At 67.1% G+C, this 16,078-nt stretch carries 15 protein-coding genes and 1 pseudogene; 9 read left to right on the top strand and 7 right to left on the bottom strand.

Features of this window, described 5'->3' with window-relative positions:
• Nucleotides 1-36: 36 nt before the first annotated feature.
• The 4 genes from GT347_RS23425 to GT347_RS23410 are packed head-to-tail and all read right to left on the bottom strand — an operon-like array spanning nucleotide 37 to nucleotide 3,537.
• Nucleotides 37-666, bottom strand: a complete 630-nt coding sequence (locus tag GT347_RS23425) for a hypothetical protein (RefSeq protein ID WP_160554484.1) — start codon at nucleotides 664-666, stop codon at nucleotides 37-39.
• 57 nt (nucleotides 667-723) lie between these two features.
• Nucleotides 724-1,728 (bottom strand): HpcH/HpaI aldolase/citrate lyase family protein, encoded by a 1,005-nt coding sequence (locus GT347_RS23420; protein WP_160554483.1) that lies wholly within the window; start codon nucleotides 1,726-1,728, stop codon nucleotides 724-726.
• A complete protein-coding gene (tam, locus tag GT347_RS23415; RefSeq protein WP_160554482.1) occupies nucleotides 1,725-2,504 on the bottom strand; it encodes a trans-aconitate 2-methyltransferase in 780 nt (259 codons plus the stop codon). Before tam ends, GT347_RS23420 begins: the two co-directional genes overlap by 4 nt.
• 43 nt (nucleotides 2,505-2,547) lie before the next feature.
• Entirely contained in the window at nucleotides 2,548-3,537 is a 990-nt protein-coding gene (locus GT347_RS23410) for a malate dehydrogenase (RefSeq protein WP_160554481.1), read from the bottom strand.
• 247 nt (nucleotides 3,538-3,784) lie between these two features.
• Here GT347_RS23410 and GT347_RS23405 point away from each other — a divergent pair, with 247 nt between their 5' ends.
• From GT347_RS23405 to GT347_RS23375, 7 genes and pseudogenes are all read left to right on the top strand, one after another.
• Nucleotides 3,785-4,564 carry a GntR family transcriptional regulator gene (locus GT347_RS23405; RefSeq protein ID WP_160554480.1) on the top strand — a complete coding sequence of 260 codons (780 nt, stop codon included), beginning with the start codon at nucleotides 3,785-3,787 and terminating at the stop codon, nucleotides 4,562-4,564.
• A 119-nt stretch (nucleotides 4,565-4,683) separates the two neighbouring features.
• Nucleotides 4,684-5,109, top strand: coding sequence for a succinate dehydrogenase, cytochrome b556 subunit (gene sdhC / locus GT347_RS23400; RefSeq protein ID WP_160554479.1), 426 nt, complete (start codon nucleotides 4,684-4,686; stop codon nucleotides 5,107-5,109).
• Between the two features lie 41 nt (nucleotides 5,110-5,150).
• The gene (gene sdhD / locus GT347_RS23395) at nucleotides 5,151-5,516 is read left to right on the top strand and encodes a succinate dehydrogenase, hydrophobic membrane anchor protein (protein ID WP_160554478.1); all 366 of its coding nucleotides are present in this window, start codon (nucleotides 5,151-5,153) and stop codon (nucleotides 5,514-5,516) included.
• A 4-nt stretch (nucleotides 5,517-5,520) separates the two neighbouring features.
• A pseudogene (gene sdhA, locus GT347_RS23390) lies at nucleotides 5,521-7,328 on the top strand (succinate dehydrogenase flavoprotein subunit).
• Nucleotides 7,329-7,358: 30 nt separating this feature from the next.
• Nucleotides 7,359-8,063: a succinate dehydrogenase iron-sulfur subunit gene (locus GT347_RS23385; protein ID WP_160554477.1), complete on the top strand. Its 705-nt coding sequence runs from the start codon at nucleotides 7,359-7,361 to the stop codon at nucleotides 8,061-8,063.
• 10 nt (nucleotides 8,064-8,073) lie between these two features.
• Nucleotides 8,074-8,349, top strand: coding sequence for an FAD assembly factor SdhE (locus GT347_RS23380; RefSeq protein ID WP_195812367.1), 276 nt, complete (start codon nucleotides 8,074-8,076; stop codon nucleotides 8,347-8,349).
• A 92-nt stretch (nucleotides 8,350-8,441) separates the two neighbouring features.
• The gene (locus GT347_RS23375) at nucleotides 8,442-9,752 is read left to right on the top strand and encodes a citrate synthase (protein ID WP_160554476.1); all 1,311 of its coding nucleotides are present in this window, start codon (nucleotides 8,442-8,444) and stop codon (nucleotides 9,750-9,752) included.
• 101 nt (nucleotides 9,753-9,853) lie between these two features.
• On the opposite strand, the gene GT347_RS23370 is transcribed toward GT347_RS23375, so the two are convergent.
• Nucleotides 9,854-10,828 (bottom strand): GlxA family transcriptional regulator, encoded by a 975-nt coding sequence (locus GT347_RS23370; protein WP_160554475.1) that lies wholly within the window; start codon nucleotides 10,826-10,828, stop codon nucleotides 9,854-9,856.
• Between the two features lie 163 nt (nucleotides 10,829-10,991).
• Between GT347_RS23370 and GT347_RS23365 the strand changes: the two genes are divergently transcribed.
• Both GT347_RS23365 and fghA read left to right on the top strand, forming a co-directional pair.
• Nucleotides 10,992-12,098 carry an S-(hydroxymethyl)glutathione dehydrogenase/class III alcohol dehydrogenase gene (locus tag GT347_RS23365; protein WP_160554474.1) on the top strand — a complete coding sequence of 369 codons (1,107 nt, stop codon included), beginning with the start codon at nucleotides 10,992-10,994 and terminating at the stop codon, nucleotides 12,096-12,098.
• 10 nt (nucleotides 12,099-12,108) lie between these two features.
• Nucleotides 12,109-12,951 (top strand): S-formylglutathione hydrolase, encoded by an 843-nt coding sequence (fghA, locus tag GT347_RS23360; protein ID WP_160554473.1) that lies wholly within the window; start codon nucleotides 12,109-12,111, stop codon nucleotides 12,949-12,951.
• Here fghA and GT347_RS23355 read toward each other — a convergent pair.
• Nucleotides 12,948-14,333 carry a DUF1631 family protein gene (locus GT347_RS23355; protein ID WP_160554472.1) on the bottom strand — a complete coding sequence of 462 codons (1,386 nt, stop codon included), beginning with the start codon at nucleotides 14,331-14,333 and terminating at the stop codon, nucleotides 12,948-12,950. The genes fghA and GT347_RS23355 overlap by 4 nt on opposite strands.
• Before the next feature lie 69 nt (nucleotides 14,334-14,402).
• The gene (gene ettA / locus GT347_RS23350; RefSeq protein WP_160554471.1) at nucleotides 14,403-16,064 is read right to left on the bottom strand and encodes an energy-dependent translational throttle protein EttA; all 1,662 of its coding nucleotides are present in this window, start codon (nucleotides 16,062-16,064) and stop codon (nucleotides 14,403-14,405) included.
• Nucleotides 16,065-16,078 lie beyond the last annotated feature (14 nt).

Raw genomic sequence — 16,078 nt, 5'->3', positions numbered from 1 at the left:
TCTCCGTCTTGGATCGTGGGGGAAAGGGAGGGGAAATCAGTTCTTCGGAGCGTCCGCGCCTTCGAACAGGCTCTTGGGCGGGTTCTTGCGCAGCTCTTCGGCCATGGCGGTCTGCTGCGGGCTCTGGCATTCGTCGGCCATGCGTTCGCCGATCTTCTGGTTCATCAGCATGGACTTGTTGCCCAGCTGCAGCCACAGCGCGCCGGCGCGCGGGTCTTCCAGGCGGATCGCGCCGGTGCGGCTGACCACCGGGTGCATGCGGTAGCGGTTGCGCTGGATCTGCACGGTGAAGAAGCCGGGGTGCTTCTCGTCGGCGGTGACCTGCACGTTGGCGCCGAGTTCGCAGCGGATGTTGCCGGTATAGACCCGGCCGGCGATCTCGATGTCCTCGGGCGACAGGGTCACGTCGGTATCGGTGTCGACGGGCGTGACTTCCTCGACCGCCTTGGCGGCCGAGCGGGCCAGCTTGGGCTTGGCCTTGCCGTGGTGGCTGGACTTGGCCGTGGTGGTGGCGGGCTTGGCGGCAGCGGCAGGCTTGGCAGCGGCGGGCTTGGCAGTGGCGGCCGGCTTGGCGGCGGTCTTGGCCGCGGGTTTGGCGGCATCCTGGGCCTGGGCGGCCAGGGGCAGGACACAGGCGATCAGGCTGGCGATGAGGAGCTTTTTCATGGGGAAATCTGGTCGGATGCGCAGGTGAGCGGGCAACACGGGAAAAACGGTTCGGAATCAGGCGGCGACGGGCTGGAACCAGTCGCGGGCCTGCGGCGGCAAGGGTCGGCCGGTACGGTGGGCGCGTTCCAGCACCTGCCAGAAATGGCGGTAGCTGGCGCGGTCGTGCAGGTGTCCGCCGAAGGCGATCGGCGCCCAGTCGGCTGCCTGGGCGGCGGCGACGATCAGGGCGGCCGTCTCGACTTCGGACGGGTCGGGTGCGAAAGCCTCCAGCACCGGGCGGATCTGCGCCGGGTGGATGCTCCACATCCGTGTATAGCCGAACTCGCGGGCGGCCCGGCGCGCGGCCTGGGTGACCGCCGCGAGGTCGGAGAATTCGGTGACCACGCAGTGCGACGGGACCTTGCCCGAGGCATGCGCGGCGGAGGCGATCTCCAGCTTGGCCCGCACCACCAGCGGATGGCTGAACTGGCCGGCCACGCCCATGCCGGCGGCGGGGATCGCGCCGGCATGCGCCGAGACGAAATCCATCAGGCCGAAGGACAGCGACTGCACCCGGGGATGGGCGGCGATCTCGAAGGCGCGGCGCACCGCGCCGGGCGATTCGATCAGCACCTGCAGCGGCAGGCCGGTGGCGCCGGCTGCGTCCACGGCGGCCACGGCGCGTTCCACGTCGGCGAGCGTCTCGACCTTCGGAATCATCACGTGGCAGAGCCGCTGGCCGGCGCGGCCGACGATGTGCGCAACGTCGGCCTCGAAGGCGGGATGGTCCACCGGATGCACCCGTACCGCCACCCGCGCGCCGGGCGCCGCGGCCAGGGCCAGGCCGGTGACCAGGTCGGCATGCTCGGCCTCTGCGCCGGCGGCGGCGCCGTCCTCGCAGTCCAGGGTCACGTCGAAGACGCAGGTGCCGAACTCCTCGGTCATCTCGGCCTGCAGCTGCAGGCTCTTCTTCATGCGGGCTTCGACGCCGCTGTAGTGGTCGCACACCGGCAGCACGACGGCGCCGGCCTGGGCGCCCAGCAGGGCCTGGCGGGGATGCAGGGCTGTCGTGTCGATCATGCTTTTTTCTTCTGCGCCACGATGAACATGCGCGGGAAGGCCAGCAGCAGCTTGCCGTCGGCGCGCGGGGGGTAGCCGGCCTCGATGCGGCGCAGGTATTCGGCCAGGTAGCTGGCCTTCAATGCGTCGTCGAGCGGCGCGACGAAGGGCTTGAGCCCGGTGCCGCTGACCCAGTCGACGATGGCCTGCGGCGAATCCATGCGGTGCTGGTAGATGGTGTGCCACACATCCACGTTCTCCGCCTGCGGCGCCAGCATGTCGTAGTAGGCGGACAGCGGCAGGATGGCGGTGCGCAGCTTCTCGATGTCGCCGATGTGCTCGGCCCAGGGCTGCATGGCACCGACATCGCGCATGGCCCGATGGGTGGGCTCGTCGCGGTTGTCCGGCATCTGGATGGCCAGCACGCCGCCGGGGGCCAGGCTGTCGAAGAGGCGCGGGATCAGCGTCTCGTGGCCGGGCACCCACTGCAGGGAGGCGTTGGCATAGATCAGGTCCGGCGCCGTTTCGGGCTGCCAGGTGGAGATATCCGACAAGTCGAAGCGCACGCCCGGCAGGCGCTTTCGGGCGCTGTCGAGCATGGGCTTTGAGTTGTCGGTGCCGATGGTCTCGGCACCGGGGAAGCGCTGCACGATCAACTCGGTGGAGTTGGCCGGGCCGCAGCCCAGGTCCACCGCGTGGCGCACCTCGGCCAGCGGAACCCGCGCCAGCAGCTCGCGGGCCGGGCGGGTGCGCTCGTCCTCGAATCTGCTGTAGAGGCTGGGGTTCCACTCGGCCATGATGTTCCTTCGCGGTAACTCGGGCGTTTGCTTGCCGGACTGCTTACTTGACGAGGTGGGCAACGCCGGCTTGCTCGTCCTGCAGTTCCTTCAGCGTCTTGTCGATGCGTTCCTGGCTGAAGGCGTCGATCTCCAGGCCTTCGACGATCTTGTATTTTCCGCCTTCGGTGGTGACCGGGAAGCCGAACATCACGTCCTTGGGGATGCCGTATTCGCCATTGGACGGAACGCCCATGGTGACCCACTTGCCCTGCGTGCCCAGCGCCCAGTCGCGCATGTGGTCGATGGCGGCGTTGGCGGCCGATGCGGCGGAAGAGGAACCGCGCGCCTCGATGATGGCCGCGCCGCGCTTGCCGACGGTGGGCAGGAAGGTGTTGGCGTTCCATTCCTGGTCGTTGATCATCTTGGCCACGCTCTCGCCGCCGATGGTGGCGAAGCGGTAGTCGGCGTACATCGTGGGCGAGTGGTTGCCCCAGACGGTCAGCTTCTCGATGGCGGCCACGGCCTTGCCGGTCTTGGCGGCGATCTGGCTGGCGGCGCGGTTGTGGTCCAGGCGCAGCATGGCGGTGAAGTTCTCGCGCGGCAGGTCCGGCGCGCTCTTCATGGCGATGTAGGCGTTGGTGTTGGCGGGGTTGCCGACCACCAGCACCTTGACGTCGCGGCTGGCGACGGCGTTCAGGGCGGCGCCCTGGGCGGTGAAGATGGCGCCGTTGACGGCCAGCAGCTCGGCACGTTCCATGCCGGGGCCGCGGGGACGCGAGCCGACCAGCAGGGCGTAGTCGACGTCCTTGAAGGCGGTCATCGGATCGCTGTGGGCTTCCATGCCGACCAGCAGCGGGAAGGCGCAGTCGTCGAGCTCCATCATCACGCCCTTCAGGGCCTTCTGCGGGCCTTCGACGGGCACTTCGAGCAGCTGCAGGATCACGGGCTGGTCCTTGCCCAGCATTTCGCCCGAGGCGATGCGGAACAGCAGGGCGTAACCGATTTGGCCGGCGGCGCCGGTGACGGCGACGCGGACGGGCTTCTTGCTCATGGGAAGGACTCCAGGGGATGGGAAATGGAAAAAGTCGCCCGCCGCATGCCGTTCGCAAAGTGTTTGCCGGCATTTCCTGCCGTGGCCGCTAGCGAAAAATCGCCGCCGGGCGGACAGCGCGGGAGTGTACTGCCGTTATTTCCGGGCGGTCAACTTGTCTTATGTCTTATATAAGATATGATCGCGGGCGTTGCCGGCAGGCCGTGCCATCATGCCCGCCGCCTGCCGAAGCCCCCTCGCCACCACGATGCCCCCAGCCCCATCCGCCGCGGAACCATCCGCTCCCGACGTCGTCGGCGACGAGGGTGCGGCGCCAGCATTCAGCCCGCTCTACCAGCAGATCAAGACCCGGATCCTGCAGCGTCTGGAAGCCGGCGACTGGAAGCCCGGCGAAGCCATCCCCTCCGAGAACGACCTGGCCGCGCGTTTCCGCGTCAGCCAGGGCACGGTGCGCAAGGCCATCGACGAGCTGGCCGGCGACAACCTGCTGATCCGCCGCCAGGGCAAGGGCACCTTCGTGGCCACCCACTCCGAGCGCCAGGTGCAGTACCGCTTCCTTAAACTGCGCAACGACACCGGCGAATACGAGCCCTCCGAACGCCGCGTGCTCGAATGCAAGCGGGTGCGCGCTTCCGCCGAGGTGGCGCGCGCCCTGCAGCTGCGCAGCGGCGAGGCCGTGATGCAGGCCCGCCGCGTGCTGATGTTCGCCGGCGTGCCGCGGGTGCTGGAAGACATCTGGCTGCCCGGCCAGGCCTTCAAGGGCCTCACCGCGCAGCAGATGCTGGCCTACCAGGGCCCCACCTACGCCATGTTCGAGATCGACTTCGGCGTGCGTATGGTGCGCGCCGACGAGAAGCTGCGCGCCGTGGCCGCCGCCGCCGACCAGGCGCAGCTGCTGGACGTGAAGGAAGGCAGCCCGCTGTTGAGCGTCGAGCGCCTGTCCTTCACCTACAACGACGCCCCCATGGAGCTGCGCCGCGGCTTCTACCGAACGGATTCCCATCACTACCACAACCAGCTGAACTGAGGGGCCGCCTTGGTCTATTCCGGGTAACACCTCATACCTGCAATAGAATTTTGGGCGGTTCGCAAACCCGATTACCTGGCAGTTACAAGCAGACAGCCCCAGCAGAAAGCAAAAACCCCATGGCAGAACTCTCCAAAAAGCGGCCTGAATTCCGCAACATCAATGCGCTGACGGACCTCACGACCTACCGCCTGCCGGCGGCCGGCATCGTGTCCATCCTGCACCGGATCAGCGGGCTGATCATGTTCATCCTGCTGCCGCTGGTGATCTGGATGTTCGACCTCACCGTCAGCTCCGAAATCTCCTTCGCCCGCTTCTCCAGCATCTTCCACGTCGGCATCGGCGGCGTGATCCTCAAGCTCTTCTGCCTGGCCCTGCTGTGGGCCTATCTGCACCACTTCATCGCCGGCCTGCGCCACCTGTGGATGGACGTGAACCACCACGCCGTCGAGAAGAAGACCGGCCAGGCCACCGCCAAGGGCGTGCTGGTGCTGAGCGTGCTGCTGACGGTGGTGCTGGGCGCCAAGCTGTTCGGCCTGTACTGATCCGATTTCCCCACGATAAAAAGACCGGAGCTACTTCCACCATGTCCGTCAATTACGGTTCCAAGCGCGTCGTCGTCGGCGCCCACTACGGCCTGCGCGACTGGATCGCCCAGCGCGGCACCGCCGTGCTCATGGCCGCCTTCACCATCGTGCTGCTGGCACAGGTGATCTTCTCGCACGGCCCGCTGGGCTACGACACCTGGTCGGCCATCTTCTCCGCGCAATGGATGAAGGTCCTCACCCTGGTCACCATCGTCGCCCTGGGCTACCACGCCTGGGTCGGCATGCGCGACATCTGGATGGACTACGTCAAGCCCGTCGTTCTCCGCCTGCTTCTCCAAATCGTCTCCATCTTCTGGCTGGTCGGCTGTGTCGGCTACATGGTCCAGGTGCTGTGGAGGCTCTAAAAAAATGACTTATTCCACGTCCGATATCACCAAGCGCAAGTTCGACGTCGTCATCATCGGCGCCGGCGGCTCCGGCATGCGCGCCTCGCTGCAACTCGCCCGCGCCGGCCTGAACGTCGCGGTCCTCTCCAAGGTCTTCCCGACCCGCTCGCACACCGTGGCGGCCCAGGGCGGCGTCGGCGCCTCCCTCGGCAACATGAGCGAGGACAACTGGCACTACCACTTCTACGACACCATCAAGGGCTCGGACTGGCTGGGCGACCAGGACGCCATCGAGTTCATGTGCCGCGAGGCCCCGAAGGTCGTGTACGAACTCGAACACTTCGGCATGCCCTTCGACCGCAATCCGGACGGCACCATCTACCAGCGCCCTTCGGCGGCCACACCGCCAACTACGGTGAAAAGCCGGTGCAGCGCGCCTGCGCCGCGGCTGACCGTACCGGCCACGCGATGCTGCACACGCTCTACCAGAAGAACGTGGAATCGCGCACCCAGTTCTTCGTGGAATGGATGGCGCTCGACCTGATCCGCGACGACGAAGGCGATGTCGTCGGCGTGACCGCGCTGGAGATGGAAACCGGCGACCTGCACATCCTGCAGGCCAAGACCGTGCTGCTGGCCACCGGCGGCGCGGGCCGCATCTTCCAGGCCTCCACCAACGCCTTCATCAACACCGGCGACGGCCTGGGCATGGCGGCACGCGCCGGCATCCCGCTGCAGGACATGGAGTTCTGGCAGTTCCACCCCACCGGCGTGTTCGGCGCCGGCGTGCTGCTGACCGAAGGCTGCCGCGGCGAAGGCGCGATCCTGCTCAACAGCAATGGCGAACGCTTCATGGAGCGCTATGCGCCCACCTTGAAGGACCTGGCGCCGCGCGACTTCGTCTCGCGCTGCATGGACCAGGAAATCAAGGAAGGCCGCGGCTGCGGTCCCAACAAGGACCACATCCTGCTCAAGCTCGACCACCTGGGCGCGGACACCATCCGCAAGCGCCTGCCCTCGGTGGAAGAGATCGGCCACAACTTCGCCAACGTCGACATCACCCGCGAGCCGATCCCGGTGGTGCCCACCATCCACTACCAGATGGGCGGCATCCCCACCAACATCAACGGCCAGGTCGTCACCCAGAACGAGGCCAACGAGTCGGTGGTGGTCAAGGGCCTGTACGCGGTCGGCGAATGCTCCTGCGTGTCGGTGCACGGCGCCAACCGCCTGGGCACCAACTCGCTGCTCGACCTGCTGGTGTTCGGCCGCGCCGCCGGCAACCACATCGTGCAGTACAACGACAAGCTCAAGGAGCACAAGGAACTGCCGGCCAACGCCGCCGACCGTACCCTGAAGCGCCTGAACGAGCTGGAAGACTCCGCCTCCGGCGAATACGCCCAGGACGTGGCGGCCGACATCCGCGCCACCATGCAGGCCCATGCCGCCGTGTTCCGCCAGCAATCGGTGATGGACGAAGGCGTGGTCAAGATCGCCGACATCCGCAAGCGCGTGGCCGGCATCACGCTCAAGGACAAGTCGCGCGTCTTCAACACCGCGCGCATCGAAGCCCTGGAAGTCGACAACCTGATCGAAGTGGCGCAGGCCACCATGGTCTCGGCCGCCGCCCGCAAGGAATGCCGTGGCGCCCACACCGTGGACGACTACGAGCGCCCGGCCGACGACGCCGAGTTCCCGCTGGGCCGCAACGACAAGGAGTGGATGAAGCACACCCTGTGGTACAGCGCCACCAACAGCCTGGCCTACAAGCCGGTCCGCATGAAGCCGCTGACCGTCGACACCGTGCCGCCCAAGGTCCGCACGTTCTAAGAGCCCGGACACCCACGCGAAAGAATCACCATGCAAAAGCGCACTTTCAAGATCTACCGCTACGACCCGGACAAGGACGCCAAGCCCTACATGCAGACCATCGAGATCGAACTCGAAGGCAATGAACGCATGCTGCTGGACGCCCTGATCAAGCTCAAGGCGATCGACCCCACCATCGCCTTCCGCCGCTCCTGCCGCGAAGGCGTGTGCGGCTCGGACGCGATGAACATCAACGGCAAGAACGGCCTGGCCTGCCTGACCAACCTGCGAACGCTGAAGGACCCGATCGTCATCAAGCCGCTGCCCGGCCTGCCGGTGATCCGTGACGTCATCGTGGACATGACGCACTTCTTCAACCAGTACCACTCGATCAAGCCCTACCTGGTCAACGACACGCCGCCGCCCGAAAAAGAGCGCCTGCAGTCGCCCGAGGAGCGCGAGGAGCTCGACGGCCTGTACGAGTGCATCCTGTGCGCCAGCTGCTCGACCAGCTGCCCCAGCTTCTGGTGGAACCCGGACAAGTTCGTCGGCCCGGCAGGTCTCTTGCAGGCCTACCGCTTCATCGCCGACAGCCGCGACCAGACCACCGGCGAGCGCCTGGACAACCTGGAAGACCCGTACCGCCTGTTCCGCTGCCACACCATCATGAACTGCGTCGATGTCTGCCCCAAGGGCCTGAACCCGACCAAGGCGATCGGCAAGATCAAGGAACTGATGGTCCGCCGCGCGGTCTGATCACAAGCGCATGCAGCACGTGGAAGAAGACGCCCTCGTCGACGAACGCTCCCTGAGCAAGCTGCGCTGGCGCTGCCGGCGCGGCCTGCTGGAGAACGACCTTTTCATCGAGCGCTTCTTCGCCCGCCATGCCGACACACTGACGGTGCGCCAGGCGCGCGGCATGACCCAGCTGATGGACCTGTCGGATCACGACCTGATGGACCTGCTCATGGGCCGCAAGCAGCCGGAGGGTGAGACCGACACACCGGAAGCGCACGATGTCCTGAAGATGTTGAGGGTCTGAAGCAGGCCTGGCCCTGCCCCGACCCACCAAGGTGTTCATGAAAGACTAGCCCCAGACCGGTAACGGCAACGAGGCATTAACCAAGGAAGCACATGAAGCAAGCAGACAACAAAGCCACGCTGTCGTTCAGCAATGGCAGCCCCAGCGTCGAGCTGCCGGTCTATGCCGGCAACATCGGTCCGGACGTGATCGACATCCGCAAGCTGTATGCGCAGACGGGCATGTTCACCTATGACCCGGGTTTCCTGTCCACCGCCGCCTGCCAATCCGGCATCACCTACATCGACGGCGACAAGGGCGAGCTGCTGTACCGCGGCTACCCCATCGAGCAACTGGCCACCAACTGCGACTACCTCGAGACCTGCCACCTGCTGCTGTACGGCGAACTGCCGGACGCCAAGAAGAAGGCCGAGTTCAACGACCTGGTGACGCACCACACCATGGTCAACGAGCAGATGCAGTTCTTCCTGCGCGGTTTCCGCCGCGACGCGCATCCGATGGCGGTCATGACCGGCCTGGTCGGCGGCCTGTCGGCCTTCTATCACGACAGCACGGACATCAACAATCCCGAGCATCGCGAGATCGCCGCGATCCGCCTGATCGCGAAGATGCCCACGCTGGTCGCCATGGCCTACAAGTACAGCATCGGCCAGCCCTTCATGTACCCGAAGAACGAGCTGAGCTATGCCGGCAACTTCCTGCACATGATGTTCGCCACGCCCTGCGAGCCCTTCAAGGTCAGCCCGACCCTGGAAAAGGCCCTGGACCGCATCTTCATCCTGCACGCCGACCACGAGCAGAACGCATCGACCTCCACCGTGCGCCTGTGCGGCTCCTCGGGCACCAACCCCTTCGCGGCCATCGCCGCCGGTGTCGCCTGCCTGTGGGGCCCTGCCCACGGCGGCGCCAACGAGGCCTGCCTGAACATGCTCCAGGAAATCCAGGACATGGGCGGTGTGGACAAGATCGGCGACTTCATCGCCAAGGTGAAGGACAAGTCCTCCGGCGTGAAGCTGATGGGTTTCGGCCACCGCGTCTACAAGAACTACGACCCGCGCGCCAAGCTGATGCAGGAAACCTGCAAGGAAGTGCTGGCCGAGCTGGGCCTGGAAAACGATCCGCTGCTGAAGATCGCCGTCGCACTGGAAAAGATCGCGCTGGAAGACGAGTACTTCGTCTCCCGCAAGCTCTACCCCAACGTGGACTTCTACTCCGGCATCGTGCAGCGCGCCATCGGCATCCCGGTGCCGCTGTTCACCGCCGTGTTCGCCCTGGCGCGCACCGTCGGCTGGATCGCGCAGCTGAACGAAATGATCGCCGACCCCGAGTATAAGATCGGCCGTCCGCGCCAGCTCTTCGTCGGCTCCGAGCGCCGCGACGTCAAGCCGATCGCGCAACGCTGATCGGCCTGCGGGGGAGCCTGCTCCCCGGCACCACGAAGCCCGCCCATCCGGCGGGCTTTTCTGTCCTCGACGGCAGGCCCGGCGCCTGCCGTTTTGCTTTTTCAGCCCCCGAACCGGTCCCGATAAGCCTGCGGCGTGATGCCCAGCCGCCGCACGAAGAGGTGCCGCAGCGGCTGCTCCGAACGCAGGCCCACACGCGCGGCCACCGTCTTCAGGGGGAGGTCGCTTTCTTCCAGCAGCCGGCGGGCACGCTCCAGCCGGGCGGTCTCGATGAACTCGGAGGGCGACTGCCCCGTCTCCTGCAGGAACACCCGGCGGAAGTTGCGCTCGCTCATCGCCGCACGGTCGGCCAGCTGTGCGGGCGACAGGGCTTCGTCGAGATGGGCCAGAGTCCAGTCCTGCACCTCGCGGATGCCGGCATGGCCGGTGGCCTGGCTGGCCAGATGCACGCTGAACTGGGACTGGCCGCCGGGGCGCTTCAAGTACATCACCAGGTCGCGCGCCACCTCCAGGGCCAGGGTGCGGCCGAAATCCTCCTCGACCAGGGCCAGGGCGAGGTCGATGCCAGCCGTCACGCCGGCCGAGGTCCAGAGCCGGCCTTCCCGCACATAGATCGCGTCCGCATCCACCTGCACCTGCGGATGGCGTTGCTGCAGCAAAGCCGCCACGCTCCAGTGGGTGGCGGCGCGCCGGCCTTCGAGCAGTCCGGCCGCGGCCAGGAAGAAACTGCCCGAGCACAGCGAGACCAGCCGCGGCAGGCGGGGCGCCGCCGCGCGCAACCAATCGACGATGCCCGGCGCCGAAGCCAGCGCCGCCTCGATCTCGCGCGAGCCCACCACCAGGGCCAGGTCGGGCAGATCGTCTTGCCCCAGCGCGCGGCTGGCATGCAGCTGCATGGAGGTGTCGGAAGGCACCGGGCCGACCCGCTGGGCCGCCACGTTCACCCGATAGCCGGGCGGATCGCCTCGCCGTGCCAGGTGCACATTGGCGTAATCGAAGACCGACATCGGCCCGATGGCTTCGAGCGCCTTGAAGCCGGGATACACGACGATGTCGACGGAGAGGGGAAGCGGCATGCGGAGAAGGGAAATCAGCGGCCAAATTGCAGTGCGCCGCGGCCAAAGCCGGACTGCCGGCATGGCAAGGACATGAAAAGCGGGCCCGGGGCCTTTAAAGTGCGGCGTCACGACGGTGCCGAGCGCACCGATTCTCCCCTACCCCCAACAATCAAAGATCCGCATGAAGACTCGCGCCGCCGTCGCCTGGCAATCCGGCCAGCCCCTGACCATCGAAACCGTCGACCTCGACGGCCCGCGCTTCGGCGAGGTGCTGGTCGAGATCAAGGCCACCGGCATCTGCCACACCGACTACTACACCCTCTCCGGCGCCGACCCGGAAGGCATCTTCCCGGCCATCCTCGGCCATGAAGGCGCGGGCATCGTGGTGGACGTGGGCCCAGGCGTGACCACGCTCAAGAAGGGCGACCACGTCATCCCCCTCTACACGCCCGAATGCCGCCAGTGCAAGTTCTGCCTGAGCCGCAAGACCAACCTCTGCCAGCTGATCCGCGGCACCCAGGGCAAAGGCCTGATGCCGGACGGCACCAGCCGCTTCAGCCTGGACGGCAAGCCGATCGCTCACTACATGGGCACCAGCACCTTCAGCAACTACACCGTGGCGCCGGAGATCTCGCTGGCCAAGATCCGCGAGGACGCACCCTTCGACAAGGTCTGCTACATCGGCTGCGGCGTCACCACCGGCATCGGCGCGGTGCTCTTCACCGCCAAGGTGGAAGCCGGCGCCAACGTGGTCGTCTTCGGCCTGGGCGGCATCGGCCTGAACGTGATCCAGGGCGCCAAGATGGTGGGCGCCGACAAGATCATCGGCGTGGACATCAACCCCGCCCGCCAGGAGATGGCACGCCAGTTCGGCATGACCCACTTCATCAACCCAAACGAGGTGGAGAACGTGGTGGACGCCATCGTCCAGCTGACCGACGGCGGCGCCGACTACAGCTTCGAATGCATAGGCAACACCAAGGTGATGCGCCAGGCGCTGGAGTGCACCCACAAGGGCTGGGGCCGCAGCATCGTCATCGGCGTGGCCGAGGCCGGCGCCGAGATCTCCACCCGCCCCTTCCAGCTGGTCACCGGCCGCAAGTGGGAAGGCTCGGCCTTCGGCGGCGCGCGCGGCCGCACCGATGTGCCGAAGATCGTGGACTGGTACATGGAGGGCAAGATCGACATCGACAGCCTGATCACCCACACCATGCCGCTGGAAGACATCAACAAGGGCTTCGATCTGATGAAATCCGGCGAGTCGATCCGCGGTGTCGTGATCTTCTGAGCCCGCGGCCATGGAACTGATTTCATCGCACGGCTGCTTCGGCGGCGAGCAACGTTTCTACCGGCACGACTCGCGCGAGATCGGCCTGCCGATGAAGTTCTCGGTCTTCCTGCCGCCGCAGGCCAGGAAGGGCCCGGTGCCGGCGCTGCTCTACCTGGCAGGGCTGACCTGCACGGAAGAGACCTTCATGGTCAAGGCCGGCGCCCAGCGCAAGGCGGCCGAGCTGGGCCTGGCCCTGATCGCCCCCGACACCAGTCCGCGCGGCACCGATGTTCCAGGCCAGGAAGCCAGCTGGGATTTCGGCACCGGCGCCGGCTTCTACCTCGACGCCACCGAAGCCCCCTGGGCCCCGCACTGGCGCATGGAGAGCTACCTGATCGCCGAGCTGCTGCCCCTGGTGCAGCGCGAGCTGCCGCTGCTGCCGGACCGGCTGGGCATCTTCGGCCATTCGATGGGCGGCCATGGCGCGTTGACGCTGGCGCTGCGCCACCACGGCCTGTTCCGCTCGGTCTCGGCCTTCGCGCCGATCTGCGCGCCCAGCCGCTGCCCCTGGGGCGAGAAGGCCTTCGCCGGCTATTTGGGCCAGGACCGCGCCATCTGGCTGATGCACGACGCCAGCGCCCTGATGCAGCTGCAGAAGAGCGCGCCCTACCCCGCCGGCCTGCTGATCGACCAGGGCCTGGACGACAAGTTCCTGGCCGAACAGCTGCTGCCCGAGTCATTCGAGGCCGCCTGCCGCGCCGTCGGCCAGCCGCTGACGCTGCGCCGGCATCCGGGCTACGACCATGGCTACTACTTCATCCAGAGTTTCATGGCGGACCACCTGGCCCACCATCACGCCCAGCTCGCCTAGAAGGCGATGTCCGGGATGATGTGCATGCGCTGCTCCACGATGCGGCGGATGCAGCCGGCGCGGCTCATCGAGTCGACGTCGCCATCCTCGGTGGTGAACAGCAGCAGCTTGCCCTTGGGGCTGACCCAGCTCAGCTCCCAGCGCGCCCAGCGCCCACCCTCCCAGGCAGCCACCTGCGCGCCGATCTGCAGCACCTGCGAAGCCGCTGCCGCGGACACCCGGGCTTGTGCGGCAGAAGCCCCGCGCTCGTCGCCAGCCGAAGGGCCCGCCGGACCGGGGTCGGGCAGCCCCTCCGTGACGGAAGGCGTGCGCGGCTGCCGGCGCATCGCGAACGAACTGCCGGCGGCGCGTGCGGCCACGCCGTGCAGATCGTCGAGCATGGAGAAGAAGGGCCCGGCCCGTTCCGCCGGGTAGCCGATGCTCTGCAGGCCCGATCGCAGGCGCGAGAGCAGCGAGGGCACCGTCACCAGCAGCCGCTGGACATCGGAGCGCCCCAGCGAAGGCTGGGCGCTCCAGAACAGCGGCCGCACCAGGGCCAGGTAGCCGTCGGGATCGACCGGCGTGCCGTTGAGGTTGCCGGCATGGGCCTCGGCCTGGGCGATGACTTCGCTCCAGGGGCCGAGCACGAAGTCGCGCACCGTGTCGGGCACGTTCTCGATCTCGGGCCAGCTGGCGATGTCCGCGGCGATGCGCTGCGCGGCATCGACCGCCTCGCCGGGCCGTGGCGCATCCGGCGGCCGCGAAACCGGCGCGAGCAATGCCAGCGCCTCGGCCGCGGCATCCCCATCCACCGGCGCGGCCGCCGCCTGCACCGAGGCGCCGGGCGGCAAGGCCTTGCGCAACAAATCGGAGAGGCGCCGGTACTCCTCGCCCAGCTCGGGCGCCAGGGCCAGGCAGAGATGGCGCATCCACAGCGCGATCACCGGCTCGGCCGCGCCGGACCGGTCGGCCACCGACTGCATGGCCTGCACCACGCTTTCGGGCGAGAACGGATTGGCATCGAACTGCGCCTGCGCCAGCCCCAGGGCCGACGACGCCAGCAGCGCGAATTCGCCCAGCGGCTGCGCCAGCTGGGGCAGCACCGTGGCCAGCACATCCTCGTGCAGCGCGGCCACATGGGGCTGCGGATGCACCATGGCGGTCATCAGCGCGGCGGGAAATTCGTCTTCGAAGAAGCTGGCCTTGTCGCCGAGCAGCTGGCGCGCCTGCTGGGCCGCCGCCGATCCGTCGGCCGAAGCGCCGGAGCGGTGCGCCTGCTCGTAGAGGCTGCGGCGCGCCCTGGCCACCAGTTCGGCCATGAGCACGCCCGCATGGGCGACCGCGTCGTCGATGCAGAGATCCAGGGGATGACGGTTGGCTGACTCGGCGTTGGCGATGGTCATGGGCTCGTGGAAGTCGGCCCGGCGGGAACCGGGCGGGCCGGCCTGCCTTCGTCGGCAGGCCGGGGCGCTTCAGGCAAGCGCCTTGAATCTTACGCGCTTGGGCTTGGAGCCTTCCTCACCCAGGCGCTTTTTCTTGTCGGCCTCGTACTCCTGGTAGTTGCCGTCGAAGAAAGTCCACTGGCTGTCGCCCTCGGCGGCCAGGATGTGGGTGGCGATGCGGTCGAGGAACCAGCGGTCATGGCTGATCACCATCACGGTGCCGGCGAACTCCAGCAGCGCGTCTTCCAGGGCCCGCAGGGTTTCCACGTCCAGGTCGTTCGAGGGTTCGTCCAGCAGCAGCACGTTGCCGCCCTGGATCAGCGTCTTGGCCAGGTGCAGCCGGCCGCGTTCGCCGCCGGAGAGCGTGCCCACCTTCTTCTGCTGGTCCTGGCCGTTGAAGTTGAAGCGGCCGGCATAGGCGCGGCTGGCCATCTGGAACTTGCCGACGTTGATGATGTCGAGGCCGCCGGAGATGTCTTCCCAGACGGTCTTTTCGTTGCCCAGCTCGTCGCGGTGCTGGTCGACGAAGGCCATCTTCACCGTCTGGCCGATGACGACCTCGCCCGCATCGGGCTTCTCGCGCCCGGCGATCAGCTTGAACAGCGTGGACTTGCCCGCGCCGTTCGGGCCGATGATGCCGACGATGGCGCCGGCCGGGATGTTGAAGCTCAGGTTGTCGATCAGCACCCGGTCGCCGAAGCTCTTGGTGACGTTCTTGAACTCGAAGACCTGGCTGCCCAGGCGCTCTCCCACGGGGATGAAGATCTCCTGGGTTTCGTTGCGCTTCTGGTATTCGTAGTCGGACAGTTCCTCGAAACGCTGGATACGCGCCTTGCTCTTGGCCTGGCGGCCCTTGGCGTTCTGGCGCACCCACTCCAGCTCCTTCTTCATGGCCTTGGCGTGGGCTTCCTCGCTCTTCTGCTCGCCTTCCAGACGGGCGTTCTTCTGCTCCAGCCAGTTGGTGTAGTTGCCCTTGTAGGGAATGCCGCGCCCGCGGTCGAGTTCCAGGATCCACTCGGCCGCGTTGTCGAGGAAGTAGCGATCGTGGGTGATGGCCACCACGGTGCCGCCGAAGCGCTGCAGGAACACTTCCAGCCAGTCGACCGATTCGGCGTCCAGGTGGTTGGTGGGTTCGTCGAGCAGCAGCATGTCGGGCTTGGACAGCAGCAGCTTGCACAGGGCCACGCGGCGCTTCTCGCCGCCGGAGAGCAGGCCGATCTTGGCGTCCCAGGGCGGCAGGCGCAGGGCGTCGGCGGCGATCTCGAGCTGGTGCTCGCTGTCGGTGCCGGCGGCGGCGATCACGGCTTCGAGCTGGCCCTGCTCGGCGGCCAGGGCGTCGAAGTCGGCGTCTTCCTCGGCATAGGCGGCGTAGATCTCGTCCAGGCGCTTCTGTGCGTTGCGCACGTCGCCCATGGCTTCCTCGACCGATTCGCGCACCGTGTGTTCGGCGTTGAGCTGGGGCTCCTGCGGCAGGTAGCCGATCGACAGGCCGGGCATGGGCGTGGCCTCGCCGTCGATTTCCTTGTCGATGCCGGCCATGATCTTCAGCAGCGAAGACTTGCCCGAGCCGTTGAGACCCAGCACGCCGATCTTGGCGCCGGGGAAGAACGAGAGCGATATGTCCTTCAAGATCTGCCGCTTGGGCGGCACGGTCTTGCTGACATGGTTCATGGTGTAGACGTATTGGGCCATGGAGTGAGCGAGTG

The sequence above is a fragment of the Xylophilus rhododendri genome, assembly GCF_009906855.1.
GTDB lineage: Bacteria > Pseudomonadota > Gammaproteobacteria > Burkholderiales > Burkholderiaceae_C > Xylophilus > Xylophilus rhododendri.
The sequence above is the reverse complement of the archived record's forward strand: the minus strand, read 5'-3'. Positions and strand labels throughout refer to the sequence as shown.